Here is a 24,048-nt window from a genome sequence, read left to right as displayed (position 1 = left end):
CCTTCACAAAACTTCATTTGTATGAATGATGACAATATTTTTTATTACCCTGAACTCAATAGGCTGCTTCACTGTCTCCTCGGTCTCCAGCAGCGTCGTTCCCGCCAGCACAGTCGTTCCTTCAGATAAAACCTGCGTATCCGGGAGGTCCCCACCGCTGCTAACCGCTCCGTTCGGGAACGCCATAGCCATAGATGGAAAAGCTTCAACACCGCCAGCGAGGACTACTGTACCCGGTACCATTTCGCCAAGGACTTCGGTTCCTTCTGAGAGCACTTCGGTTCCCGCTGCAACGTCTTCTATTTCCGGGGAAAGAATTTCTGCTCCATCCAGCAAGACCTCTTTCCCAAATCCAAACCCTTCTTCTTTTTGAAAAAGAACTTCAGTTTCCGCTGCCGACATGGCGTGGCCTTCCTGTACAAGGATAGTGGTTTCCGCGCCGCCACTTTGTACAATTGGAGGTACAGTGGTCTCGGCACCCCCGTTTTGCCCACCTGCAAGGAAAGTAGTTTCCGCAGTGTCGCTCAGGTCATTCACAAGTACTGTGGTTTCTGTGCTACCACTTTGCTGATCTGATAGAACAGTAGTTTCCGAATTACTGCTCTGGTAACCAGCAAGAACTGTGGTTTCGAGAGTCCGTCCCGCTTCTTCCTTTATCGCGGCAGCATCTTCTGTTTGGCGGTCTCCCCACTGGAAGGTGCTATCCCTTTGGATCGGTCCTTCATCAGTTGAAAAGAGGACAACTGTGCCATCGCTGCTGTAAATTGGGGCAGAGGCTGCCGTATGGACATCTCGACCGCTATTTTGCGAAAGGACATCCGTCGGAATGCTGACCACTGTAGGATGGGAGGCCTCGACAGTTTGGCCCTTTTTATCAAGCCTTTTTGAGCCTGTTCTTTGCGTTAGGGCTTTTCGCAATCTGCGAGACTTTGATTCTACCTTCGATGTTAGCTCGCCGCGCTCTAGATTAAAGGCATCTGGCTGAAAGACCTTTCGTCCCGAATTGGAGTTCTGCTCGCGAATCTCCCTGATTTGCTTCGCTGCCGTTCGGCCGCTCAAGTCGCCATAAATCGCGGGGATATTCAGTTTAAAAAACATGAAAACGGCTGCCACAAACATCAATCCTGCCAGCGAATATCCGGCGATAGATATGATTTGCCAAATGTAAGCATCCATCTGAATCCCCCTTTACTCCCGATAGGCATTATCAATTGCCTTATCTGTAATCTCAAAACGGCTGATAATGCTCTTTTTAATCTCTTCTGTCTTTTCTGCGGTGACCGAGACATTGCTGGTCGAGCGCTTAACCCCATTCGCTACAGAGCGAATATCTTCCTCATTAATGCCATCGAGCTTAAACTTACGGGCATATGTCTCGATTGAATACATTGCCAATTTATACAGCTCTAGCTTAACGATTTCACTTTCATTTGGCTTCCCGTCAATCAGCTCAATCAGCTTCTTGAGATTTTCCCAGTATGGCTTATACTTGCCCTGGTCGGACGCTTCTTCAATTTGAAGCATAATGTCCTGGTTGAACTTCCCGATATCACGGTATATAACAGCCATTTCATAATAATCCTTGTCGGCGGAGCCATATTCGACCGCATCCTCGAACCACTCAATCGAGCTCTTCATCCTTGTTACCTGATTATCTGAGGCTTCGCTTTTTCCATAATCATAGTAATACCAGTAGGCCTTTCCAACCTCGAAGGCTAGGTCGGCGTATTCTGGATTCTCTCGGAACTCGATCAAGTTCGGATTGAGCTTTTTCTTAAAAATTTCCTCTTCCTCGATTGTAAAACTGGCATCTGCCTTGAACGTATTAAGCAGGCCAATATAGGCGCTGTTTTCCGTCGGCTTGATTTCAATTGCATTAAAATAGTAGTCTACTTTTTTGGAAGATGCCGAGGCTTTTTTCGCCAATTCAATGTTCCGGCTGTAATCCGCATTGTCAGCCTTCACATTCATAACCTGGCCGAAAATTCCAATCATTAAAAACAGAAGCGAGGAGCCTGCAACAACAGAGAAATTACGCAGCTTCTTCTTTTGCCTCTCCCGGTATACGTCGTCAAATTCCTCATAATGATGGAGTGCATAGAGAAGCTCGGCACATGATTGATAGCGGTCATCCGGGTTAAGCTGCGTGCATTTTTCGATAATCCGTTCCAGCCCTCCTGACAGGTGCGGATTCCAGTAACGGATTGGATAAAGCTCATATGGAGGCTCGCTTGGGTTATGCCCGGTCACAAGATGATAAAGTGTGACCCCGAGGCAATACACATCGGTACGCGGATCGGTTTGGCCTTTGCCGCCAAACTGCTCTGGAGCGGCATACCCTTTTGTCCCGAGGCTGACTGTATCGGCGAGATTTTGCTCCTTGTATTCTCGGGCAATTCCGAAGTCGATCAACTTCAGATTTCCATCTGGTTTAAGCATCACGTTGGCGGGCTTCATATCTCTGTAGATAATGGTTGGATTTCGTGTATGTAAATAATCAAGAACCTCGCAAAGCTGTTTGGCCCACTCAATGACCAGTTCCTGAGGCTGGGCGCCGTATTCGTCTAGAATCTTGTCGAGCGGCTCGCCTTCGATATAGTCCATAATGACAAATATTCTGTCGCGGTTATCAATGATATCAACAATCCGCGGCAAAGCCGGGTGGTCGAGGCGCTTAATCATATTCGCTTCGGCAAGCGCGCTCTGGTATATGATTTCGTTGTTCTTATCACGCGCCCGCTTTTCGATTTCCTTTACAGCCCATTGCTTATTGAGGCGCTTATCCATTGCAAGGTACACCTTTGACATGCCGCCCTGGCCAATGAGCTTAAGTATTTCGTACTTTCCTTCTAAAACAGATCCGATCACGGCCATAAAAAATCGCCATCCTTACTGAATTTTAACAAGCAGAACCGAGATATTATCTGTTTCCTGCCTTTGCTTGTTTAACTCGACCATTCCTTTTGCCCGCCGGATCATCTCGGTTTCCCCGTGCAGCTCATCAGGCTTAAACGCCCGGTAGATTTCATCCGCAGTTATAGTGTGGCGGAAGCCGTCCGAGCACATGAGATACAACTCGCCAGGAACCGGCCGGCCGAAAATATATTGGGGCTCGACCAGTTTTGACGCTCCTATACATTGCAAAAGAACATTCCGCCTCGGATCACGCCTAGCCTGCTCGGGTGTCATATTGCCCCGCCTCACTTCCCTGCCGACAACTGTCTGGTCTTCGGTAAGGATTTGCAGTTTTTCATTAATCCGGTACACCCTGGAATCCCCAACGTGCGCGACCAGCATGAATTGGTCATCAATGAGGAGCAATGCTGTAAGCGTTGTACCGAGCTGAATCCGCTCCCGCCTTCCGTACTCGCCAATCCGGTGGTTCTGCTCTTTGATGATCCGCTCCCAGCGGTAACGAATATCATCCCAGTTTCCCACCTTAAGCTGCTCCGGCAGTTCCTCTTCAAACCAGGTGGAAAACGCCCTGACAACGCTGGCGCTCGCTAGCTCTCCCTTGGCAAGCCCGCCCATCCCGTCACAGATGACAGCGAGGACAACCTTACCGAGTGACGTTTCCGCGATTTTCACACACAAACTGTCCTGGTTGGTCTGCTTTTTAATTCCTACATCGGTATACGCTGCTGTTAAAACGTCCATTTCGCAACCTTCCTTGCTTTAAAGAAAAAATTCTTTCTATTATTTATCTCTCTCGCTGTATCTTTGCTCAACCTGACTGCGGGTTTTCCGATTTACACCGGATGGAATGACGGGTGCATCCTGTCCCCCTGACATTCGTGAAACAACCTGTGAACCAAGAAAATTCGGGGAGTGACAGGCACCTCATCGACCAGTGGAGAGGTACCCTACAGGTAAAATACAAACTCCTCGTTCGCGAGCCTTAACCTAGTACCGGAAAAAATCTCGATTTCCTCTTTAACAGGGATGGCCCGGCCGTCAACATATGTTTTATTGGTTGAATTGTGGTCGACGATATAGTAGCGGTTCTCCCTGGTGATGATGTCGGCATGGCTGCGGCTGATTGCGTTATTATCGGAAACAAAATAATCGCAGAAGCTTTTCTCCTTGCCAATCCGGTACGAAGGCTTATTGAGAACGATTTTTTCCTGAGTCTTCTCCCTGACCAAATAAGGATAAACTGGTTCGCTGGGCAATTCCGCTCCTAGCACGGTTGTACCGCTCGCCTCGCCGGCACCGAGAATCGTCGGTTCGCTTATGAACCTTGTGTCTTTTTTTCCAAAAAGGCCATTAACATGGTTGTAAGCGGGCTGCTTGCTTGTTAAAGCAGTTCCGCAGGCCGGGCAGAAATTGGCGGTTTCAGGGGTTGGGCCACCGCAGCCAGGACAGGTCTTACCCTGATTGCCAAGTGGATTATAGGCAATCGCGGATGAGCTTAGGTTCTTTGCCTTGTCAGAAAGTCCGCCTGTTTCACCGGTGCCGCCTGTCGGCAGGAATGATTTGGATTCCTGCTTCTTTCCCAGCACCCCAAGAATAACCTTTTCAAAACTATTGATTGAAAATGGCGGTACATTCTTAAAATAGTTCAAATACTCCTTAATGTAGGAATGGTCTTCGTGCTTGGTGAACACGATGCCAAACGGAAGCTCCTTGAAAAACTTGGTTGCAGAGGCAGGGGCATGGTTGTTGACAATCGGCAGGTAGATGCACTTCACCTTCTTGGTCCTCGGGTCGATAAAGATCTGGTCGCCATTAAGCATGAGATTGGCGGCATTCATGGACCTTGTTTCGCACTCCTTTACGATTGAGACAATCTGTGTGACCGTATCAAGGAACATCTTTTTGCTGACGATTCTCGTAAAATAGGTCTTCAGGGTAATCATATCGGTGACGGCAGTGGTGATGATGATCGCCCCCTTTTTTCCAGTTTTCGTACTGACCGGGATAAGGGTGTCCATCAAGCCCCTGGCAATCGCCTGCATTTCGCGCTCGTTGATTGCTTCAACGGAGTTTAATGTTTTTTCTACTTTAATTGTGTTTTGGTTCTGATCAATTGTTTTCCTGCCCATACATACTCTCCCTGGATACTTCTTAAATTGCCTTTTCTAATAAAAAAGTGGCCATTGGTTTTGACCGTTTTTAGAATTTAGGTTTTATAATCTTCTCTGTTACCTTTCTGAGGTGTGGCTGCCTTTTTCGGGCACTGATGAGCCTTCTCTGTTACCTTTTTATGCTGAGGCAGCTTCGTTCAGTCACTGATGAGCCTTCTCTGTTACCTTTTGAGCTGAGACAGCTTCGTTCGGGCACTGATGAGCCTTCTCTGTTACCTTTTTGAGCTGAGACTGCTTCTTTCGGGCACTGATGAGCCTTCTCTGTTACCTTTTTGAGCGAAGACAGCTTCGTTCGGGCACTGATAAACTCTCATATCATTAATGAGAAAGCTTCTACCATTGCCCGAGGCGGCCTTGCCACAAATTTCTGGCAACCTTATAAACTATTCGCTTTTTGAATTGCTTTGGATTGGGCCTCTTTATACTGGGCGGCTGAGTAGCGCAGCACCTCGGCATAGGACTCGAGCGATTTCATAAATGCATAGGTGGTGGAATCGCTGTCGTCGAGTTTGTTCCACTTCAAGAGGAAGCTCTGGTAATCTTCCCCCTTCCAGGCAGCCCCCATTGAATGTACTTCATGAGAAACGAGTGACATGTTCTTTTTTTGCCTGGATATATACGAATCTATTGTATTTGCGGCGCGTTCGAATTCGTTGTAGTTTACTTTAATATAGGAACTCACAGAATCGTCTCCCCTTTATTTAAATGCATCCGCGAGCGAAACATTTTTGCTCTCGGTTTCGATGTAGCCAGCGGAAACCTGGGCCAGGAGGAATTTGCTGTAATCGTCCATGACCTGGAAGCGCTGATCAAAGTATGCATTTTTAATAGAAGAAAAGTGGTTGATGACAGCGCCAGCCGCTTCGCTGTTCCAGCTCGAATTCAAGCTGCGGATTGCCTGTTCGACATCCTGAAAATCGGAGCGAATCGTTTTATTAATAGTCGCAATGTTTTTCGCTGTGGCCGTGACCCGGTTGACATCGACTTCAATTCGATTAGCCATTCTTTAGTCCTCCTCTAGGATTTCGCTTTGTCTTTTACATAATCAGGATGAACATTGTCCGGGTTGACGTTATTCAGACTGTGAAGCGCCCGCTCGCATTGATCGGCGTATTGGCGGACCTTTGCAGCAGCGACTTCACTGCCTATCCCTTCAAAATCGCCCCCAAGACCAGCGGCGATATCCTCCAGCTCGCGAATAATGCTTCTCAGCTCACTTCTCATTGCACCAAGACTCGCCATCAGAGTTCCTCCTTTAGTTGGCAAATGCTGTTTCTTTTTTCTGTAAATCAATTTCGTTTTCGGAATTTTATCGTATGAGCATATTCACAAAACTACTGGATTCCGATTGCTATAATATTTAGGTAGAAAATCCTATGTTACCTTTTGAGCTTTCTTTATAAGAGGATCTAGAATTGCTTTTGAAGTTATACAGACGCCATGATATTCCGTTCGGCGCGTTCGAATGCTTCAGCAGTATCCTCCAAATAATTGATGCACTTGTTCATTTTATAGCTGCTCGGAAGGCTGTTTGCCCGAAGAATCGACAAGATATCCAGTAATCCCGCAGTCAAATAGAGAGAGTTCATGTCCCCGTCCAAATCACGGATCCGTACCCTGACCCGATCAAGTCGTGCCGCGTAATGGCGAAGTTTGTAGGTATTTACTTCGATGTACGGAGTTGCAACCGCAGCACCAGATGAAAATAGGCTGCGAAGTCCATCCATCATCCCGCGGAATGCACCAGCCATCGTATCCATAAATTCCTTAATTTGTTCTCCTGCCCATCTGAAGGCAGTACCCACCGCCTCAGAGATTTGCTTTATCATCGCAGGGACAAATTCTGTAATTAAATAATCTGCAAATGCCACAACCGCATCAGCAAGGTCTGAGATATACTCGTAAACTATGACACTTGCAACGAAAAGAAGGACATATCCAAGCACCTTTGCAGCCATTACAGCAACCGCGGTTACCAGGGCAACTGGCCCCATGACTATAGCAGCAGTGACAAGGCCGACAACCAGTCCGGTCACAAGGAGTCCTCCGGCAACGGTTAATTTGCCATTCGGACCAATTATCGCATCCTTGATTGGCTTTACTTTTGATGTCAAGGCGATCAATCCGGTAACAAGCGCAGATCCCGCTCTTTCCCCTAGCAACCTGTCTATTCCCTGGGTAAACGGTGTGACAATATGGGAAAGTATTGTCCGGCCATTTTCCTTCCTGACAATATTTCCGTTGGCATCAAAGACAACGTTCTCGGTACCATGCTGGACTAGGCCCTTTCCGCCCAACTCGGCAAAAAAGTAATTAATCCCGGGAACCTGCTGCAAAATACCGCCTACAAGCGATTGCTCAACATGATACATATCGACGGTGGAAGTTGCTTCTGAGATATATTGCTTGTTTCGATCCAAATACTCCTGGGCAAACCCTGGACCATCGTAGCTGATTGTCCTGTCAATCCTATCAACCACACCGAATTTTGCAGCGGTGAATGTCGCATGTTCAGCAAGGTTGCCGCCAAGTGAGTGCCCGGCAAACGTGATATTATCGTATTTTTCAAAAAAACCTTCGTCCTTAAGCTCTTGCAGGAAAACTTCTACTTCTCTCTGCTGGGCTGTCAGGTCCCCAGAAATCAGGGCAGCATCAGCACCTATCCAGTCCTGTTCAACATTCTGCAACTCCGAAAACGCTTCACTTCCACGGAAAGAAACTATGACACCTTTGGGAGTTTCAATCACTGTTGCATATAAGCCAGACTCTCCTACCCTGTTATCGTCATAGCTTTTAATAATTTTCCAATCCAGCACATCACTTGGAAGGCTGTTGATTTTCCCGGCATCCAGGCTAACAATGCTATCGTTATTTTCCACCGCTTTATCTGCACCAATTTGGTTAAAATGTGATTGATCTTTAGTAGACTGTCCCGTTGGTGGAAGTTGCAGGAGATCCCGGATTCGGTCACTCCCTCCTTTTTCAGCAGTAACGGAACCTGGTATCGACTCCAGCCCGTGTTCCTTCAGCATTTCCAGATCGAGGTAGGCAATGTCCGTTGCATATTTCAATTCCTGTTCAGTCAGGCTCGATGACAAGGCTATTCACCATCCCTCGTATCTTTTTCCATATAATTAAATCCATTTGCATCTACAACCGCAACAATGTTCCTGACCACGTTGTAGTCACTGAACCAGGAATCTGTAATATCTGGCTGCTTTCTGAAATCCTTCAACGCCTTTTCATACTCATCCTCAGCGATGACTCTAATTTTCACTTGGAAAATCGTCTGGTTACCTGCATCGTAGACTTCACGCATCACTTCTTCAAATTGTTCAGGTGCCAATCCAGCTTTCTCTTTCACAATCATATGGCCCGAAAAATGCTTGGGTTTGTAGAATCGGACATATTCTTCGATTGTAATTTTTGTATTGGACTCCCCGGCACTGTTTGAACCCATAGCTACCGTATTTGTCTCACTTTCGATTCCCTGCGTTTTCAGTCCGTTTTTTAGTATGCTGTTGATGGATTCACTAATCAGCCTCGGAATATAGGTATCTGCAATTAGTTCTCGATCCTTGTTCATAACAGCCTCAAAAACGAGTTCCTCTTTCCCTTTTGGATGGAGTATGGTCGTTACCGTATCATTATTCGCAGTCCCGTACCTCTCGCCAATCGCCGTAGGTACAAACTCCTGGTTATACTTTTTTTCCAGCAGTTCTTCCACTGCCGCCGCTTGGCTCTTATCAATTGCGTTGCAGCCTATCAAACTAAAAATCGACATTAACATCATGATTGACACGCTCACCCTTTTACGTAAATTTTTTAACAACATGATCCCTGCCTTTATCAAAGAAGATTAATCTATAGTCACCGTAAAGGAATTGTTTTCGATAGTTAGTTTGCCCCTTTGCCAGGACAGCTGCCCTGGCAAAGAGGCTAAGTATTGGTTATTTAAATGCGTCAGCGAGATTAGTATTAGTTGTTTCTGTTTCGAAGTAACCCTGGTCAACGTTCATGCGCAAGAATTTTGCATAGCTATCAAGGATATCGTAATATGTTTGGAAATATTTAGCTGCGAACTCTTCATATGCTTGAACAGTTGCCTGCGCAGCTTCCCCTTCCCATGTATTGGTCAGGTTTTTGATTGTTGTCTGGCTTGTTTTCAGTTCATCAGAAAGTTTTGTATTCAGGTTCTCGATTGTGTTGGCTATGTCGGCAACCTGGGCGGTATTAACTTTAATAATGCCTGCCATTTCATTCACTCCTTTAGTTAAAAAATAATTGCATTACTCCTGAAAACGGGGTGGCCGCAGCTTCCCGAATCATTAGTTGGACAGTTTGCGGACTTGGGCGACGTTGGATTCCTGGCGGGCAACATAGTTGGCGCGCTGGTTTTCAAGGCCCTGGCTGGCTGTGCGCAGCTTGTCACTCATCAGCTTTAGGTCATCATTGAATCCGTTGATTTGATCGACGAATGCAAGATTGTCCTCACCTTCCCACGCTTCACCCATTGTGCTCGCAACCTGCATCAGCTGAGTGTAAATCCCTGTGTACGTGTCAGAAAGCTCAGCCATTTTCTTTGAAGCTGTTTCAAGCTCCTGCGGGGTTACCCTAATTCTTTTTCCCATCATCTTTCTCCTTTCAAAATGTACTTTTATATCAGCATGAGTTTCGAGCCGTTCTTGATGCCCAGCTCCGAAACAAACATGTTAATATTGAAAATAATTCCAGAGGCGGCATCACATAATACCGCATCCCTGCTTGCCTTGAACTTCCCGTCCGACAGCTCGCTAAGTAGCGTCGATACCATCTGGAGCACTTCACTCATCCGGCTGTCCAAAGGAACAAACACATCAAAACTTTGGCCTGTGGCAGGCAGGAAAATTTCAACAAGCACTTTATTCATCACTGCCACCCTCCCCGGTTAGGAGTTTCACCTTGACACTCTTTCCTTTCTGTAATGAGAAGCCGAATTCGGCAGTCATATCTTCGCGCATTTCCCCAGTTGTCTTGGCAGGCTTGAGCTGGAATTGCTCAGTGATGCCATTGCCTACCCAGATTCCATCACTTCCGGAAATATGGCGTTTATACCACTTATCAAAGGTTATCCCGGACAGGTTCCGGGACTCTTCACCAATGATGAAGGAAATATTGTATTTTGCTTCACCCTTTTCAAGAATCAGGCCAAGCTTTTCGGCACTTTCGCTAGACAGCAAGCTTTTCAGCGCCGTGACGGAATTGATGACAATCACCTTTTGATCAAATTGCTCAGGCTCAATTCCTTTTTCGAGCGATTCCTTATAGCTGTTATTCCGGTACACTACAAGGTCAAACAGCTTCGAAATCGCATTTTCACACTCTTTCAAGGCGTTGTAATAGGTGATCTCACCGTGAGTCAGGCCGCTATAACTTTGCTGGGCGTCAATAACCGTGACATCGTGCCCGGCTTCATGCGCCATCAGAAGCGACAGCTCATGCAGGAACGGCTGGTATTCATCCCCTGCTGCAAGCACCAACGTAATATAGGAAGCGCCGAATGGATAAGAATGAACATTCAGCGAATTCTTCTCAACCCCGACCGGAATCGACATACGATTGCCAGCCGCCCCGATGTATTCAGCGAGGAATGTTCTGTCAACCACCGCCGGCAGTATTGGGATTTTTTTAGCAAAAGGTCCTTGCCATACAGCCTGCAGTTTCGAACATTCCTCTGCGATGAACTGGTATGGCAACGGGGCTTCCGTCACATGCGCAATCTGGAATTCGTATATCTCATCCCGCTTCACAAGCCCGCGTCCCTTGAATTTAGATGGGTACAAGCCATCCGTTTTTCCAACAACCGATGAATAATCAGTTTCATCGTTCAATTGAAGTGTGATTAGCTGCTTGAAATTCTGCAGCAGGCGGAAGCGGACAACTCCCGTCCCAAGCGCAGTCAGGACAAAATAAATTCCATATTTCGTTCCTTCACGTGACAGGTAGGACACAGCCTCTTCCTTTTCTTCGTATATCTCACTAAAAGCAGCATAATTATTGATAGCCACCACAATCGATGGAACGCTTTGGCCAGTCGCCTCAACGTATGAACGATGGTCGCCGCCATAGTCGGCAAAAAGCTTTTTCCGTTTATCAATTTCGGTGATCAGCATCTTGAACAGGTTGCTGACCTTCTCCGCCTCGTAGGAAAGAATCACATCGCCGACATGCGGCGCTTTCGCGAATGCCCTTAGGGTTTCGGAAGCGAAGTCGAGCAAGTAAATGTTGACTTCTTCAGGTGTATGCTCGTGAAGCAGTGAGTACACCATCGTATTCAGGAATGTGGTCTTCCCGCTGCCAGCAACCCCGTATACGACGACGTTTCCTTCCTCTGTAAGCGGAAGCGTGAGCAGACACTGGCGCTGTCTTGCCGGATCGTCATATTCACCGATGACCGGGTTGAGGACAAGTGAACTAGTATTGGCCGAGGATTGTACCAGCGTACTCCTACCCTCGATAGGCTGCTCAAGTGAACCAGTTGACGCAGCAGGCTCGACTAGCGAATCCGCGGTGGCGGCAGTTGTGCTCTGGTTCAGGCTAGCAACAGATTGAATGCCTGGCATTTCTGCAAGGGTTTCCTGCAGCATATTTGGGTTCTGCTCGGTAAAGGCCGATGCAAGCTTTCCTTTCAGCTGGTTGATAACATCGTTGATTTCAACGGAAGCCGCTATTTCCACCTGTCCTGTAAGCAGGGCAGCCGAAACAGCTTCGTCCTCTGGCTTATATTTACGCTTTGTCTGTATTCCATATTTCGACCTGATTTCATCAAGCAAAATCATTGCCGGAATCGGCTCGAGCCAGAGCGGCTTGACCCGGATCTTTTCTTCCTTGGCAATTTGGCTCAAATAGTCAGTAATTACATCCATCTGTTTTTTCGGATTAGCCATCGCGCTTTTCTTCTTATCAATCTTCGCCTGCCTGATTGGTCGGCCGTTCCGGTCAATCACAACAACACTAGTGTCCTTCTCGGCAACCACTTTATCGGAAGGATAATACGGCGCCCCGGCCCAAGCGGATTGGCCCATTTCAAACAATTCGTTATAGCCCACCTGCAAGTAAAAACGGCCAGTGTCAGTCAGCTCGGCGGCATCCGGGCGCTTTAGCATATCCATACTATCGGCGCGGTCCTGGACTTTGAGGCTGACACGGAATTTACTGTTTGCCCAAATCTGGTCGTCGACAACACCGCTCGGCTTTTGGGTAGCGAGGATCAAGTGAACGCCAAGGCTTCGGCCAATCCGTGCCGCAGAGACGAGCTTTGCCATGAATTCCGGCTGCTGTGTTTTCAGCTCGGCAAATTCATCCGAAATAATGAACAAATGCTGAAGCGGTTCGGCTACGACGCCCTCGCGATACAGTTTCTGGTATTTATAAATATCGATATTGCTTTCGCCGACCTTCTTGCTCGCTTCTGCAAAAACAGACTGGCGCCGCTTCAGTTCGCTTTCTATCGAAACGAGGGAACGCTTGATGGCAGCCCCATCGAGGTTGGTGATAATGCCTGCTGTATGAGGCAATTTTTCAAACGACTTTGCCATCCCGCCGCCTTTGTAGTCGATCAGGATGAAGGCAACCTCATGTGGATGATAGTTCACCGCAAGTGACAGGATATAGGAAATAATGAACTCACTCTTCCCTGAACCGGTCATCCCGGCGACAAGTCCATGCGGCCCATGGAATTTTTCATGAAGGTCAAGCTTGAATACTTCCCCAAGAGTGTCAACACCAACTGGCGCTTCGAGCGACTTGGTTGGATCGTTGTCCTTCCAGCGAGTCAGTGCATTCAGATGCTCAACCTTTCCTACACTGAACATCTCCAGGAACGTCAGCATCTTAGGCAGGTTGAACGATCCTGCTAGTGAATCAAGCTGGACATTGGCCAGCTTCACACTTAAATCTACCGGATTGGCATTTAAGTAAATATCCGGAGTGAACGATACCGTTTGGCCGGTAATGTCATTTTTATCGAACAGCTTGCCGCCCGAACTTTCAATTTCCACAACTGTCGTACATTCTTTAGGAAGGTTTTTCAGCTCATCATAGAAGGTTACAACACTGATATGGAGATTCTCTTTCTTTGAAAAAATTTGCTTTAGCATCTCGGCCCGTATTGCGAGCTGCCTGCTTAGTGCAAAGATGATGTAGTATGGCTTTACGTCTTCGAGCTCACTGTCATTGACCGCAGAGCGGTGTTCAATCTCTTTTTCAATGTAGGCGGAAACTTCCTTAACCTCAGTGTTATTGGCAGCAATGAATCGGAATTTGTTATCATTGCTCCAGACGTGCGGCAGCCATTTCGTAAATCCGAATTCAGCCTCTTCGTTCTCATCGTAAATAAACACCATTTTTACTTCGTCATAGCTGTATAGGGCGGCTAGCTGGAAAATAAGTCCCTTTGCAAACTCGACTGTCTGTTTCCGGTTACCGATGACGCCGGATATATGATTTTCATAGAGAGATAGGGTAATAGGTATGTTCTTTAAAACCTTCGGCGCTTCGAGAAGGGTGTAAAGCTCTTCCTGCAGATTGTCGTCATCTATTGCAAATTTTTTCTCGGAGTATGTAATGTCTGCAGATAAAAGGCCGTTTCCTGTACCGGCCCTTATTTTCAAAAAGTCATTCTGGCCTTGCGCGCGCTCCCAAAGGTTGCGGTCAACCTGCTCAATCCTAGCCACGCATTCCTCTATCGGCACGTGGTTTTCGCGAAGGATCTCCTCCTGCTTCTCGGCTTCCTCGGTGAACATGACGGCAACCCTGTCGAGATAGGCTTTATACTTCTCCTGGCGGATCTTTTCCTTTTTCCGGCGGCGCCGTTTATCGTATTGCTTTGTAAGGATCGGCCAAAGCACCGTCCCAAGCAGCATGCTTCCCGACATGACAACCATTGGAATAGCCCGTGTTATATCGCCGGCAGCCATTGCATTATTCACTGCAAAAATCCCCATTGTCATCGATGCCATCCCCATCGTCATCGAAGGGCCAATGATGAGCATGATCGGCGTTTCTTCGCCGATCGCATTCGGCGGCGGAGAATCAATTTTTAAGTGGGGACGCTCAACATCACGTTTGAAACGAGGCGACCTGTAAAAGTAATCCTGCACCGGAAGCTCGAATTCAAATTCCTCTTCGTCAGGTATTTCGGCTTCCTGGCTGACGAACGGCTTCAGGGTTTGCTTGCGGATTTGCACCGTCCCGCCCGGATTGTTAAAAGCGAGAAAATGGTTTCCTACAATAATTTTAAAACCCATAATGTAAATCGTATCGCCAAACTTCAGGTCCCGTTTTTTCACGCGAATGCCGTCAACAAATGTCCCATTTGTGCTGTCATCCTCAATCCGCCACTCTCCCTGTACAAACGAAAGCCTGGCATGCTGGGCTGACACAAATTGATTGGCAAGAACAATATCATTTTGTTCCGATCTGCCAATCGTGATTTCCATATCACGGTCAACAAGAAACTTAGTGTATGTCTGTCGGTCTTCTGTATTCGGCTCAGTGAACACGAGGGCTTTTTGGCTGTCCTGGGCAGGTTCGGCTTGATGATTGAAGCTTGTGTAGGTATTGTTGCTGGTTCCCCCGGTATGTTGTGAGGCATGGAGGTTAGAGTCTTTGTTGTGGGATGCTTGGTTTTTGCTGTTGCCCGAATATTTTTGTGTGCTGCCATTTAAACTGGTCTGGGTATCTTTGCCGCTATTTTGAAAATCCTCGCTGGTGTGGCGGCTCTGTTGAGCGGACTCCCCCAGTGCAAGATGATAAATGCTTAGCGGCTTCAGGATAGTGTTTCGGATTGGCTTTCCGGAAAGATTCTTTACTTTCACGTCTTTATTGGACTTCAGTATCCATTCGCCATTCACTCCCTCAATCCCAATCAGTTTCTTTGAAGAATTACCAATGGATTGATGAATCCAATATTGCCCGGTGACTTTTTCCGGGAGCGTAATCGAATTAAGCCTTTCCTTATTTATCAACGTAACGATCATTAGATAACTCCCCTTATATCACCATGTTACTTTACGATTAAGACTATGCAGTTATTCCTATCTATGTAGTGTTTTCGTTAAGAAACATTTTACCATTTCTTATGGAAATTTCACTTCTGAACCCTAGAATTTTACAGTCATTTTACAATTATGACGAAAAATGAATCGAAGGTCCCGTGTCGAATTTTGTCGAAATTTCCATTTATAGGTATAAAGGATTAGATGTTTTTTTAAAAAATAGGGAACTTGTGTGCTTTTTGAAACGGACATTTTGGAGGAGGACGAAATGAAGGGCGAGTTTGGCGGTGGTGGTTAGGGGTGGCAGGATTGTCGGATGAGATCTCACCCGTAAGTATTCTTGGTTAAGATACTGGCAAGGCTTCGTGGTAAGAAAAGTGCAAGCGGCTTTGTGACGGGCAAAGAACACCTCGTGACATACAAAGGACGTGTGTCTCTGCGATGTTCATTCCGGGGAACCTTCCTTGTGCTACCGCTTTTTCTTCGTGCGATGCTTATGCTGCCGAAGTATTCCCTGTGGAGCTAGACGGTTCCCCAAAAAAGAAGAGACCCGGAACCTGCTCCAGCTGGTGGAGGCTTGTCCGAGTCATATGAGTATTAGTTATTAGGAACCAAGAAAAATAAACGGTTGGAGCAAACTTAGGTTAATCGCTTATTTTTTCATAGGGCTTGATTTGCAACTCTATTAAGCTCTCTTCAGCAAGCTCAGCATAGCCTTCCGCCATTAATATAGAAGGAATATGATGTTTAAGTATTCTCGGGTGGTTGTTTGCGAGAAGCCAATTTCTAAGGTAGGTTAAATCATTCTCTTCTTTTGGAGGATTTCCCAGTATGATGGTCTGCCCTGAAAAGGTTTTTAGCAACTCCTGATATAATTCCTTCGAAGCCTTTACCCTTGAGCCGCTTCCATATGAAATTGATGTCCCTTTTTCGACAGACCCCTCATATGAAAAACTGCTTCCGCCAATGGTTTCGAGGCTTATGCCAGCAGGCTTTGGCTTTTCCCAATTATGAAAGTGGTTTCGTTCCCATTCAGGGTAAGATTCACGCTCATCATCATAATCGCTGTAATCATCAACTTCATCAAGGAAAGTTTTTTCAAAGGAAGGTACAAAGCTGGCAGAGGGTGGGGCAATGGGGATATCGAGCTTGGTGAATACATCCATAATCAGGTCGGGGGTCCGTTTACTCCTTTCAAAATAATCTATCACCCCCCGCCATTTCCAAAACAAGCGGGCATCTTCCCCCCATACATTCAAACCTTGATGAAACTCTAAATCGTTATTCATACTAATACCTCCTTTTAGTTTCTATAGACACAAAACGGGAGTCATTTAGGAGCTGCCAAAATTATTCACCCCCTTCATTTACTACGTTAGAAGGATTAGAGGAAACCATTAAAATCCTATATTTCAAGTGTAATACTATTTACCTAGAAGGTATATCGAAATTACAATTGTTGTTTGGAAATTTCCAATTTTTTTATACACATAGTGATCAGGTGGTTTTAAAAAGGTTATTTCTCTCTTCCAACACCCGTGATACAATATATGGAAGAAGCAGTAAAATCAAAATTAAAGGAGTGCCAAAATGGCAAGAAAAGCGATTGGCTTGCTAGTAATAGGGTTTGCTCTGGGAATCGGAATCAGCTTTATGGTAATTCGATTCAGCGGTTATAGCCAGACTCAGCCTAATGCAATAATGGAAGATGAAAGTGCTTTAAGCGCAGAACCAGTCGATACCAGCTATACGTTTACGACCCATGGAATTAAAGTTACTCTTCTTAATAGCGCAAAGCTGACAAAAGGAGAATTCCAGGCTTTTAAAGAAGGGTTCGACTATCAGGTTGACGAGGTTCTCAATTTAACCGAAGATACCCTGCCGCTCCGAAAGGAATTAAAGTTTGATATTATACGAGACTACTCATTATTCAGTCCACGAATCCTTAATTTTGATGAGGAGTTGATGGCGGATGAACAATTCTATTATTTTCAGATTGTATCGAACATTTTTGAGCAAGACGAGAATACACGAGGCCGTTTGACCGCAGTAGGATTGACCGGATATTTGAGCATGTCACTTTGGGGCAGGCCGGTTCATGAAGAGTACTCTTCCTACATTGACTTTGAACAAACACCCAGCATGGTGGAACTTCTTGATCCATACGAGTTCAGCGCGAATTACCTCGTTACCTTTCCGGAGGATGATTTTGACAACGAACTTTCCGCTGAAACCGAGACCAAAACATCCAGCTTCACCTCCTATCTCATAGATACATATGGAATTAAAAAATACATGCAAATCTACGGCGTAGCCGACCTAAAAACCGCCATAACAAAAACATACCAAAAAACCCCCGAAACACTCGAAAAACAATGGCTAAAATCACTGAAAGAACAAAAGAGTTTAGGGGTTTAGGGGTCAGACCCCTGTCGTGGACACTTAGCCCTTGAAACCCGCATTCTTCGGGCGGGGTGTGTTTCTAGAGCGGACACTGCCGATGTGGGTAGGTTCGGGCGGTTTGTTTTTTTGGATAGGTCTTTAATCTTATTAATCTTTATACTCTTTATCCTGACCGTCAGATGCTGGTAATGGCATTTGGCGGTTTTTTGCTTTGTTGAGGCCTCCCGCATTAAATAGATTTTTCTTCGACGCTAAAACGACAAAATTTTTCATTTACATTGAGGCCGGGGATTTATGTTAAGATAGCACTATACCGAAATGTATGCGTTTACAATATGAGAAGAGGTAATTCCAATGAAAGTAAGAGACTTCATGATTATGAGAGTTTTTACTATAAAGCCTTCGAATACAGTTAGGGATTTGCTGACTGTTCTCAATTCAAACCGCATTGGCGGTGTACCGGTTGTTGATGATCAGGGGAATTTGGTGGGGATGGTTTCAGATGGAGACATACTCCGTTATCTTGCTCCAAAGCGCCTTGGGATTGCGGGTCTTGTTTATGTCGGGGAAGATGGCGAGATTGAAGATGTACTCGAAGCAAAGCTGGATACCGAGGTAAAGGAGATTATGACGAAACGAAATATCCTCACAGTATCTCCTGATGACGATTTCGAAACAACAATCCGTCTTTTGTCCAAGCATCATTATAAGAAACTGCCTGTCATCAATGGAGCGGGCCGGGTCATTGGCGTACTGAGCAGAGGCGACCTCATTAATAATATATCGAAAAAGGTTATTTCCTAAGCTTCTTTTGAAGCAGACAGTTACCAATAATAATATTAATAGAAAAAACCATTCGCAAGACTCAGCTTGCGAATGGTTTTATAGTATTTAAAACAATTTAGTCATTGAACTTCCTGGGAATTCTAGCATTCTCAAAGGGAATTCTAGCATTCTCAAAGTCACTTTGGCGTACGGATAACCAGGACATCACACTTCGCTGAACGAACGATTGCTTCGGATACGGAACCAATCAGGAAACGTTCAACCGCATTATGGCCAGTAGCACCACAAATGATGAGGTCTGCTTCGGCAACTTCCGCAAGCTCTTTCGTAATGATCGTTCTTGGTGATCCATACTCGATTACCGTTTTTACATTTACAATGCCTTCGGCTTCAGCCTGAGCTTTGTATCCATTTAAAAGCTCTTCGGATTGCTTCTCGGCACGCCCAATAGATGTCTGCTCATAAGGTCCGAACGAACGAGTATCGACTACATTTACGATAGTCAACACCGAACCCTCGTTTCTTCTGGCCACATCAATTGACTTGCGAAATGCGTATTCTCCTTCCGTTGAGCCGTCGACAGCGACAACAATGCTTTTATAATGATTTGCCATTTGAATTCAACCCCTTCTTTATTATAATCTCAACTGAGGTAATCTACCTGCGAACAGGCTCTGTTGCTTTTACCATAGATGGAGACTTTGCCTTGAGTTCGGTTGGCTTTTTCATAAACAAGGAACAAATTAACGCAACTCCGGATATACCAGTAATAAAGTAGAAAGCATACTTGACGCCTGCAGCCAATACTTCACCCTGGGAAGCGGATGGTGCATCCAGCACGAAGCTGGTTTGGCCAGCTGTAAACAGTGAAATCGCGATTGCTGTACCAGCTGCACCGGCAACCTGATTCAATGTATTCATAGCTGCAGATCCATCAGCATAAAATTGGCGCGGCAATGTATTGAGTGCATTTGTTTGCGAAGGCATTGTTACCAATGTCAGCCCGGCAAATAAAACCATAAATGCTACAACGATTTGCCATACAGGTGTTGTTGCAGAAATTGAAACCATAAAGATGATATTCCCAATTAAGACGATGATTGAACCAGTGATTACAAATGCACGCGGTCCGAATTTATCGAATAGCGTCCCAACGATTGGTGACAAAATGACGTTGACAGCATTACCAGGCAGCAATAGTAACCCAGCAACTGCCGCGCTAACTAATAAAGCGCCTTTTAAATATAGTGGCAAGAGAATTGCTGTTGATAAAATAACTAAAATGCTTAGGAACATCATCAGCGTTCCTAATGTAAACATCGGATATTTAAACACGCGCAAATTGATCATCGGCTGTGCCATGTTCATTTGGCGGACTCCAAACAATACAAGCGCAACAATTCCTGCAAGCAGCGGCGCCCACACTTTAGCCGATGAAATCGGTTCTTCAGCCATTGTACTAAGTGCGAAAATTAATCCGCCAAATCCGATGGTTGACAAAAGAATTGAAGAAACATCGATTTTTGGTTTTGTGATTTCTGAAACATTCACAATTTGAACTGCTGCAAAAACTGTCAATACCACATAAAGAACTGCACTAATCCAGAAGATATACTCCCAGCCCATCGTACTGATGATAACGCCAGAAAGAGTTGGTCCTAAAGCTGGACCCAATGTAATAACAAGCCCCATAATCCCCATAACAACCCCACGCTTGTGGATCGGGAAAATAATCAACAGCACATTTGTCATAACTGGTATTAATATACCTGTTCCGACAGCCTGCACAAGACGGCCGGCCAATAATACTTCAAAGCTTGGAGACAGTGCTGCTAAAACTGCTCCCGCTAACGAGATAATAAGTCCTCCGACAACCAATTGCCTTGTCGAGAACCATTTAATTAAAAGTGCGGAAATAGGAACCAATATTGCTAATACCAATAAATAACCTGTCGTCAGCCATTGTGCAATTGCCGGCTTGACTAAAAATTGATCCATGATATTTGTTAAGGCCATATTTAAAGCTGTTTCAGCAAATAAACCTAAGAACGCTCCGAACATCAAAATAAATGCCATTGTTTTTGGATTTTTAACTGTAATCTGTGTACTCATGAAAATCTCCTTTTATTTCAATTGTATTTAAACCAATTATTCCTACCCGTTTACTGGTGTTTCTCGCAGAAAAAATGCCTGTTTTTAATTAACAACGTTATTTAAAATACTTCCTTCCCCAATCTAAGAAGGGCAATATCTTGGCTAAAATACCTGCTCGTTTCCCAAAACCCATTGTACCCTCCACATATCAACCGGGCATTTTGTAACTATATCAATACAAAATCAAAAAAAACAAGCTTTTTTTAAAAATCTTTTTGGGGTCAGACCCCTCTCGTGGACACTTTGCCTCTCAAACCCGCATTCTTGGGGTGACTGTCTTTTCCACGTGGACTTCCGGCAAATAAGAACATAAGAAAAACCGCCAGAAATATCTGGCGGTTCCTTATCGTGAGCTGGCTGATATGTTGCACTTAGCAACGCAAAGTCCATTACCTTGTTAATCAATTATTTTGCTTATACCTTTAAAGAATCTAGTAATAATCCAAAAGAGGCCATCGCCCAAAATTAGGAAGATATCGAATATAGTTTCATAGAAAGTACGCCGTTTGTTTTCCTTAAACTCATGACATCTAATTCGCTGCTTCCTATCCTCACTGCGCTTTGCTATACTCTTCATCCGGACCGCCTCCCAACTTAGTTTAACTATATAACGTCCAAGATTTGATTTTGTTTCAATTGAAAATTCCCCCACAAAAACGGCTAAATTTACGCTAAGAATAATGCGCATCTTGGAACACCCCACACTTTGCATAGGTTAATAATCACTTTTAGATTTGTTTGGTGCCTTCCGAGAGGAAATAGAATGATAAGTATGAATTTTTTTACCTCTACAAACCTTCTTCAGTATATGGTTGTGTTTCAAATATTTAACATTCCTATTGAGGGTTTTTATTTTTTACTATATTATTAAATGAGAATTTATGTAAAAACTTTGATTCAAAAATAATATTTATTTGGGTGAAGCAATTACAATTTAGAAAAAAAGTCTCTATTTTGTTTTCATATTAATTTGCTTTAGGGGGAAAAGAATGGAGGTCTATGTCGCAAGACAACCTATATTCAAAAAAACCAAAGATCTATACGCATATGAATTACTCTATCGAAATAACCATATGAATAGATTTCCTGAAATAAATGGTGAACTGGCGACCACAGATGTCATAATAAATAGCTTTTTGAACATAGGCATCGAGGAACTATCCAATGGTAAACCGTGTTTTGTCAATTTCACTGAAAAGCTGCTTAAATTGAAACTGCCAAGCTACTTTAAACCAAATGAAATAATTATAGAAATATTGGAGTCAATCGAAATAAACCTAGAATTGCTAGATCATTGCAGGGAACTTAAAAGCAAAGGATATCAAATTGCGTTAGATGACTTTATATTAAACGCAAAAAATCCTTTATCGTTTCAGTTATTAGAACTTGTTGATATTATCAAGGTGGATTTTAGAGCAACAAACGTACATGTTAGGCGAATAATCGAAAAAATGCCTCAAAAATATAATGTAAAGCTTCTTGCTGAAAAAATCGAAACTGAAGAGGAATTTGAGTCAGCGGTTAGAAGTGGTTATGATTATTTTCAAGGTTACTATTTTGCAAAACCGGTTATTATTTCAACACACGATGTTCCTGAGCATTTCCAAAACTATATTGTCATTATCAATCAATTATCGAGTGAGGATCCAGATCTTGACTCTATTTCCGAATTGATTGAACAGGATTTGTCATTGTCCTATAAACTATTAAAATTAATTAACTCTCCAAAATACCTGCCCACAAATAAAATTAACTCGATTAAACAAGCAATTGTCCGGCTTGGCTTTAATGAGTTAACAAAGTGGCTGTGGATCCTGGCAATTAGATCAACGCTGACAAATAAAAGCGAATGGTCAAAAGAAATTTTCATTAATAGTCTAATCAGGGCGAGGATGTGCGAGTTGATTGCTTTGCATAAAAAGAAACGAAAAGATGCTCCTTCCTTTTTCCTGACAGGTATGTTCTCGCTTATGGACTCGCTTCTTGGGATGGAGATGGATAAAGTATTAAAATTAATGCCACTCCAGGAAGATATTAATCAAGCCTTGATTGGGCAGTCCAATCCGTTAAAAGAGATACTCGATTTTGTTACCTCCATAGAAAAAGGTAACTGGGAAGAAGTTTCTACATGGTATCAAAAATTGCAAATCGAAGATAGAATTGCCCTTGGCTACTATAATGAGGCATTAAAATGGGCAAACCATATTATGAAATAACCATAGAAAACCGGGCAAAAACCGCCCGGTCTTTTTTATTTTATTCAATAGTTTACTTAATAAAAAACCCAGAATTCTCGAATGTCCTTCCCACGCGGACAAATTCGCAGAAAAGTCCACAATAGGGGTCTGACCCCTATTGACCTTCTATTCGTAATCGGCTGGATTTACGAAGAAGGTGTATGCGAGGTAGATTATCAGGCAGATGGCGGTGGTGATGTAGCCCCAGCCGAGGATGACTTGGTCGATGACGAGGTAGCTGTTGCAGAGGTTGTCGGGGGCCATGATGTAGATCCAGCCCATTAGTATGAACAGCGCGGTGAAGAAGCTGATGGCGATGTTACGCCCGCCTTTGTTCAGTTTTCCCCAGCTATCGCGGAGCGGCACACCGGCAAGTACCGGCAGGCTGAAAAACTTCCACATCTCAACCGTCCATTCGGTCAGCGCCTCGTCCATGGCGCGGGGAAGCATCCAATACACCATGATAATCGCAAACAACAATATCCCCGGGACGCCATTCCCATTCCACTTGTCAAATACCTTGGGGAACTTCAACTGAAAGAACTTACCAATCAAGAATCCCGAAATCACCAGCAGCGGCATCTGCATATGCATATGGATAATCATGACCGACTCCAGGAAATTCGCTACTGGAGGAAGTGCCAGTACCACTAGCAATATCAATCCGTATAATGCCTGTTTCATGGCTGCCTTCCCTCCTCCAGCTTCCGCTCAACCTTCACGGCAGCTTCATCGGTTTTTGTATAATCCATTACATCTTCAAGGTGTCCGTCTTTACCAACCAGGTAAAACGCCGAATTGTGGGCAAAGTTTCCATCATCGTCCGGAATGACAATCACGCCAAACTCATCTAGCAAGGCATCAAGCTCTTGCTTATCGTTTATCCGCGCCATCCGCCACGTTTCACCGTCACTTCCGAACATATCTTTATAAACATCCAGCCGTTTAGGATCATCGCGTTCAGGATCGAAGCTTATGCTCAGGAACATAATATCTTCACCGATGTACTGCTTCGGAAGCTTTTCATACACCTTAGCCATATTCATCTCAAGTTCAGGGCATACCGTCCCGCAGCTTGTATAGAGAAAGGTAATGAACACATACTTTCCTTCAAACTCGGATATCCCATACGTCCGGCCCTTGCTATCCTCAAGCGTCACGTCCGGAAATTTCGGCTGTTCCGCCTTAAGCTTTTCCACCCTGGCCGCCTCAGCTGTAAACGCGGTGAATCCATCGGTTCCTACATAAAACAGCCCAAGGCCAAACAGCAATACAAGTATACTTGCCCACATATTGGGCCCCAGCTTTTTCATTGCAATCACTTCCTAGTTGAATTTTGATATC

Annotated in this window: 21 protein-coding genes; 3 read left to right on the top strand and 18 right to left on the bottom strand. The window is 44.8% G+C overall.

Annotation, left to right across the window (positions count from 1 at the left end):
- Positions 1-3: 3 nt before the first annotated feature.
- The 14 genes from AM500_RS06085 to AM500_RS06020 form a co-directional block, all read right to left on the bottom strand.
- Complete coding sequence (locus AM500_RS06085) at positions 4-1,176, bottom strand: hypothetical protein (protein ID WP_053598441.1); 1,173 nt, start codon at positions 1,174-1,176, stop codon at positions 4-6.
- Positions 1,177-1,188: 12 nt separating this feature from the next.
- On the bottom strand, positions 1,189-2,874 hold the full coding sequence (locus tag AM500_RS06080) for a serine/threonine protein kinase (RefSeq protein ID WP_053598440.1): 1,686 nt from the start codon (positions 2,872-2,874) through the stop codon (positions 1,189-1,191).
- Positions 2,875-2,889: 15 nt separating this feature from the next.
- Positions 2,890-3,657 (bottom strand): PP2C family protein-serine/threonine phosphatase, encoded by a 768-nt coding sequence (locus AM500_RS06075; RefSeq protein WP_053598439.1) that lies wholly within the window; start codon positions 3,655-3,657, stop codon positions 2,890-2,892.
- A gap of 206 nt (positions 3,658-3,863) precedes the next feature.
- Entirely contained in the window at positions 3,864-5,045 is a 1,182-nt protein-coding gene (locus AM500_RS06070; protein ID WP_053598438.1) for an FHA domain-containing protein, read from the bottom strand.
- A 418-nt stretch (positions 5,046-5,463) separates the two neighbouring features.
- A complete protein-coding gene (locus tag AM500_RS06065) occupies positions 5,464-5,769 on the bottom strand; it encodes a WXG100 family type VII secretion target (protein WP_053598437.1) in 306 nt (101 codons plus the stop codon).
- A gap of 15 nt (positions 5,770-5,784) precedes the next feature.
- Entirely contained in the window at positions 5,785-6,090 is a 306-nt protein-coding gene (locus AM500_RS06060; RefSeq protein WP_053598436.1) for a WXG100 family type VII secretion target, read from the bottom strand.
- A gap of 14 nt (positions 6,091-6,104) precedes the next feature.
- Positions 6,105-6,329 (bottom strand): hypothetical protein, encoded by a 225-nt coding sequence (locus tag AM500_RS06055; protein WP_053598435.1) that lies wholly within the window; start codon positions 6,327-6,329, stop codon positions 6,105-6,107.
- 185 nt (positions 6,330-6,514) lie between these two features.
- On the bottom strand, positions 6,515-8,185 hold the full coding sequence (locus AM500_RS06050; protein ID WP_053598434.1) for an Mbeg1-like protein: 1,671 nt from the start codon (positions 8,183-8,185) through the stop codon (positions 6,515-6,517).
- Between the two features lie 2 nt (positions 8,186-8,187).
- Entirely contained in the window at positions 8,188-8,880 is a 693-nt protein-coding gene (locus AM500_RS06045) for a hypothetical protein (RefSeq protein WP_053598433.1), read from the bottom strand.
- 157 nt (positions 8,881-9,037) lie between these two features.
- Complete coding sequence (locus tag AM500_RS06040; protein ID WP_053598432.1) at positions 9,038-9,343, bottom strand: WXG100 family type VII secretion target; 306 nt, start codon at positions 9,341-9,343, stop codon at positions 9,038-9,040.
- Between the two features lie 72 nt (positions 9,344-9,415).
- Positions 9,416-9,721 carry a WXG100 family type VII secretion target gene (locus AM500_RS06035; RefSeq protein ID WP_082347151.1) on the bottom strand — a complete coding sequence of 102 codons (306 nt, stop codon included), beginning with the start codon at positions 9,719-9,721 and terminating at the stop codon, positions 9,416-9,418.
- 23 nt (positions 9,722-9,744) lie between these two features.
- Positions 9,745-9,996 carry a ubiquitin family protein gene (locus tag AM500_RS06030; protein ID WP_043932162.1) on the bottom strand — a complete coding sequence of 84 codons (252 nt, stop codon included), beginning with the start codon at positions 9,994-9,996 and terminating at the stop codon, positions 9,745-9,747.
- Positions 9,989-15,106 carry a type VII secretion protein EssC gene (gene essC, locus AM500_RS25775; RefSeq protein ID WP_053598430.1) on the bottom strand — a complete coding sequence of 1,706 codons (5,118 nt, stop codon included), beginning with the start codon at positions 15,104-15,106 and terminating at the stop codon, positions 9,989-9,991. The genes AM500_RS06030 and essC overlap by 8 nt, the downstream gene beginning before the upstream one ends.
- Before the next feature lie 662 nt (positions 15,107-15,768).
- Positions 15,769-16,413 (bottom strand): hypothetical protein, encoded by a 645-nt coding sequence (locus AM500_RS06020; RefSeq protein WP_053598429.1) that lies wholly within the window; start codon positions 16,411-16,413, stop codon positions 15,769-15,771.
- 301 nt (positions 16,414-16,714) lie between these two features.
- On the opposite strand from AM500_RS06020, the gene AM500_RS06015 reads away from it, so the two are divergent.
- Both AM500_RS06015 and AM500_RS06010 read left to right on the top strand, forming a co-directional pair.
- Entirely contained in the window at positions 16,715-17,542 is an 828-nt protein-coding gene (locus AM500_RS06015) for a hypothetical protein (protein WP_053598428.1), read from the top strand.
- A gap of 339 nt (positions 17,543-17,881) precedes the next feature.
- A complete protein-coding gene (locus tag AM500_RS06010) occupies positions 17,882-18,331 on the top strand; it encodes a CBS domain-containing protein (protein WP_053598427.1) in 450 nt (149 codons plus the stop codon).
- 158 nt (positions 18,332-18,489) lie between these two features.
- Here the strand turns inward: AM500_RS06010 and AM500_RS06005 are convergent, their stop codons facing one another.
- Both AM500_RS06005 and AM500_RS06000 read right to left on the bottom strand, forming a co-directional pair.
- Complete coding sequence (locus AM500_RS06005) at positions 18,490-18,927, bottom strand: universal stress protein (protein ID WP_053598426.1); 438 nt, start codon at positions 18,925-18,927, stop codon at positions 18,490-18,492.
- 43 nt (positions 18,928-18,970) lie between these two features.
- Complete coding sequence (locus AM500_RS06000) at positions 18,971-20,425, bottom strand: DHA2 family efflux MFS transporter permease subunit (RefSeq protein WP_053598425.1); 1,455 nt, start codon at positions 20,423-20,425, stop codon at positions 18,971-18,973.
- A gap of 1,031 nt (positions 20,426-21,456) precedes the next feature.
- Between AM500_RS06000 and AM500_RS05990 the strand changes: the two genes are divergently transcribed.
- Positions 21,457-22,683 carry an EAL and HDOD domain-containing protein gene (locus tag AM500_RS05990; RefSeq protein ID WP_053598423.1) on the top strand — a complete coding sequence of 409 codons (1,227 nt, stop codon included), beginning with the start codon at positions 21,457-21,459 and terminating at the stop codon, positions 22,681-22,683.
- Positions 22,684-22,830: 147 nt separating this feature from the next.
- On the opposite strand, the gene AM500_RS05985 is transcribed toward AM500_RS05990, so the two are convergent.
- Together AM500_RS05985 and AM500_RS05980 are read right to left on the bottom strand one after the other, a co-directional pair.
- Positions 22,831-23,388 (bottom strand): hypothetical protein, encoded by a 558-nt coding sequence (locus tag AM500_RS05985; RefSeq protein ID WP_053598422.1) that lies wholly within the window; start codon positions 23,386-23,388, stop codon positions 22,831-22,833.
- Positions 23,385-24,017: an SCO family protein gene (locus tag AM500_RS05980; RefSeq protein ID WP_053598421.1), complete on the bottom strand. Its 633-nt coding sequence runs from the start codon at positions 24,015-24,017 to the stop codon at positions 23,385-23,387. Before AM500_RS05980 ends, AM500_RS05985 begins: the two co-directional genes overlap by 4 nt.
- Positions 24,018-24,048: the final 31 nt, after the last annotated feature.

The sequence above is a fragment of the Bacillus sp. FJAT-18017 genome, assembly GCF_001278805.1.
In the GTDB taxonomy this organism is placed as follows: domain Bacteria; phylum Bacillota; class Bacilli; order Bacillales; family Cytobacillaceae; genus Bacillus_D.
Note: the sequence above shows the minus strand (reverse complement) of the source record. Positions and strands in the feature narration are given on the sequence as shown.

Bases quoted from the DNA above. Each gene is read 5' to 3' on its own strand.
- AM500_RS06010 (WP_053598427.1), top strand. From the start codon at position 17,882: ATGAAAGTAAGAGACTTCATGATTATGAGAGTTTTTACTATAAAGCCT.
- AM500_RS06020 (WP_053598429.1), bottom strand. From the start codon at position 16,413: ATGAATAACGATTTAGAGTTTCATCAAGGTTTGAATGTATGGGGGGAA.
- AM500_RS05985 (WP_053598422.1), bottom strand. From the start codon at position 23,388: ATGAAACAGGCATTATACGGATTGATATTGCTAGTGGTACTGGCACTT.
- AM500_RS05980 (WP_053598421.1), bottom strand. From the start codon at position 24,017: ATGAAAAAGCTGGGGCCCAATATGTGGGCAAGTATACTTGTATTGCTG.
- AM500_RS06060 (WP_053598436.1), bottom strand. From the start codon at position 6,090: ATGGCTAATCGAATTGAAGTCGATGTCAACCGGGTCACGGCCACAGCG.
- AM500_RS06045 (WP_053598433.1), bottom strand. From the start codon at position 8,880: ATGATGTTAATGTCGATTTTTAGTTTGATAGGCTGCAACGCAATTGAT.
- AM500_RS06055 (WP_053598435.1), bottom strand. From the start codon at position 6,329: ATGGCGAGTCTTGGTGCAATGAGAAGTGAGCTGAGAAGCATTATTCGC.
- AM500_RS06015 (WP_053598428.1), top strand. From the start codon at position 16,715: ATGGCAAGAAAAGCGATTGGCTTGCTAGTAATAGGGTTTGCTCTGGGA.
- AM500_RS06070 (WP_053598438.1), bottom strand. From the start codon at position 5,045: ATGGGCAGGAAAACAATTGATCAGAACCAAAACACAATTAAAGTAGAA.
- essC (WP_053598430.1), bottom strand. From the start codon at position 15,106: ATGATCGTTACGTTGATAAATAAGGAAAGGCTTAATTCGATTACGCTC.
- AM500_RS06035 (WP_082347151.1), bottom strand. From the start codon at position 9,721: ATGATGGGAAAAAGAATTAGGGTAACCCCGCAGGAGCTTGAAACAGCT.
- AM500_RS06085 (WP_053598441.1), bottom strand. From the start codon at position 1,176: ATGGATGCTTACATTTGGCAAATCATATCTATCGCCGGATATTCGCTG.
- AM500_RS06000 (WP_053598425.1), bottom strand. From the start codon at position 20,425: ATGAGTACACAGATTACAGTTAAAAATCCAAAAACAATGGCATTTATT.
- AM500_RS06080 (WP_053598440.1), bottom strand. From the start codon at position 2,874: ATGGCCGTGATCGGATCTGTTTTAGAAGGAAAGTACGAAATACTTAAG.
- AM500_RS05990 (WP_053598423.1), top strand. From the start codon at position 21,457: ATGGAGGTCTATGTCGCAAGACAACCTATATTCAAAAAAACCAAAGAT.
- AM500_RS06040 (WP_053598432.1), bottom strand. From the start codon at position 9,343: ATGGCAGGCATTATTAAAGTTAATACCGCCCAGGTTGCCGACATAGCC.
- AM500_RS06075 (WP_053598439.1), bottom strand. From the start codon at position 3,657: ATGGACGTTTTAACAGCAGCGTATACCGATGTAGGAATTAAAAAGCAG.
- AM500_RS06030 (WP_043932162.1), bottom strand. From the start codon at position 9,996: ATGAATAAAGTGCTTGTTGAAATTTTCCTGCCTGCCACAGGCCAAAGT.
- AM500_RS06005 (WP_053598426.1), bottom strand. From the start codon at position 18,927: ATGGCAAATCATTATAAAAGCATTGTTGTCGCTGTCGACGGCTCAACG.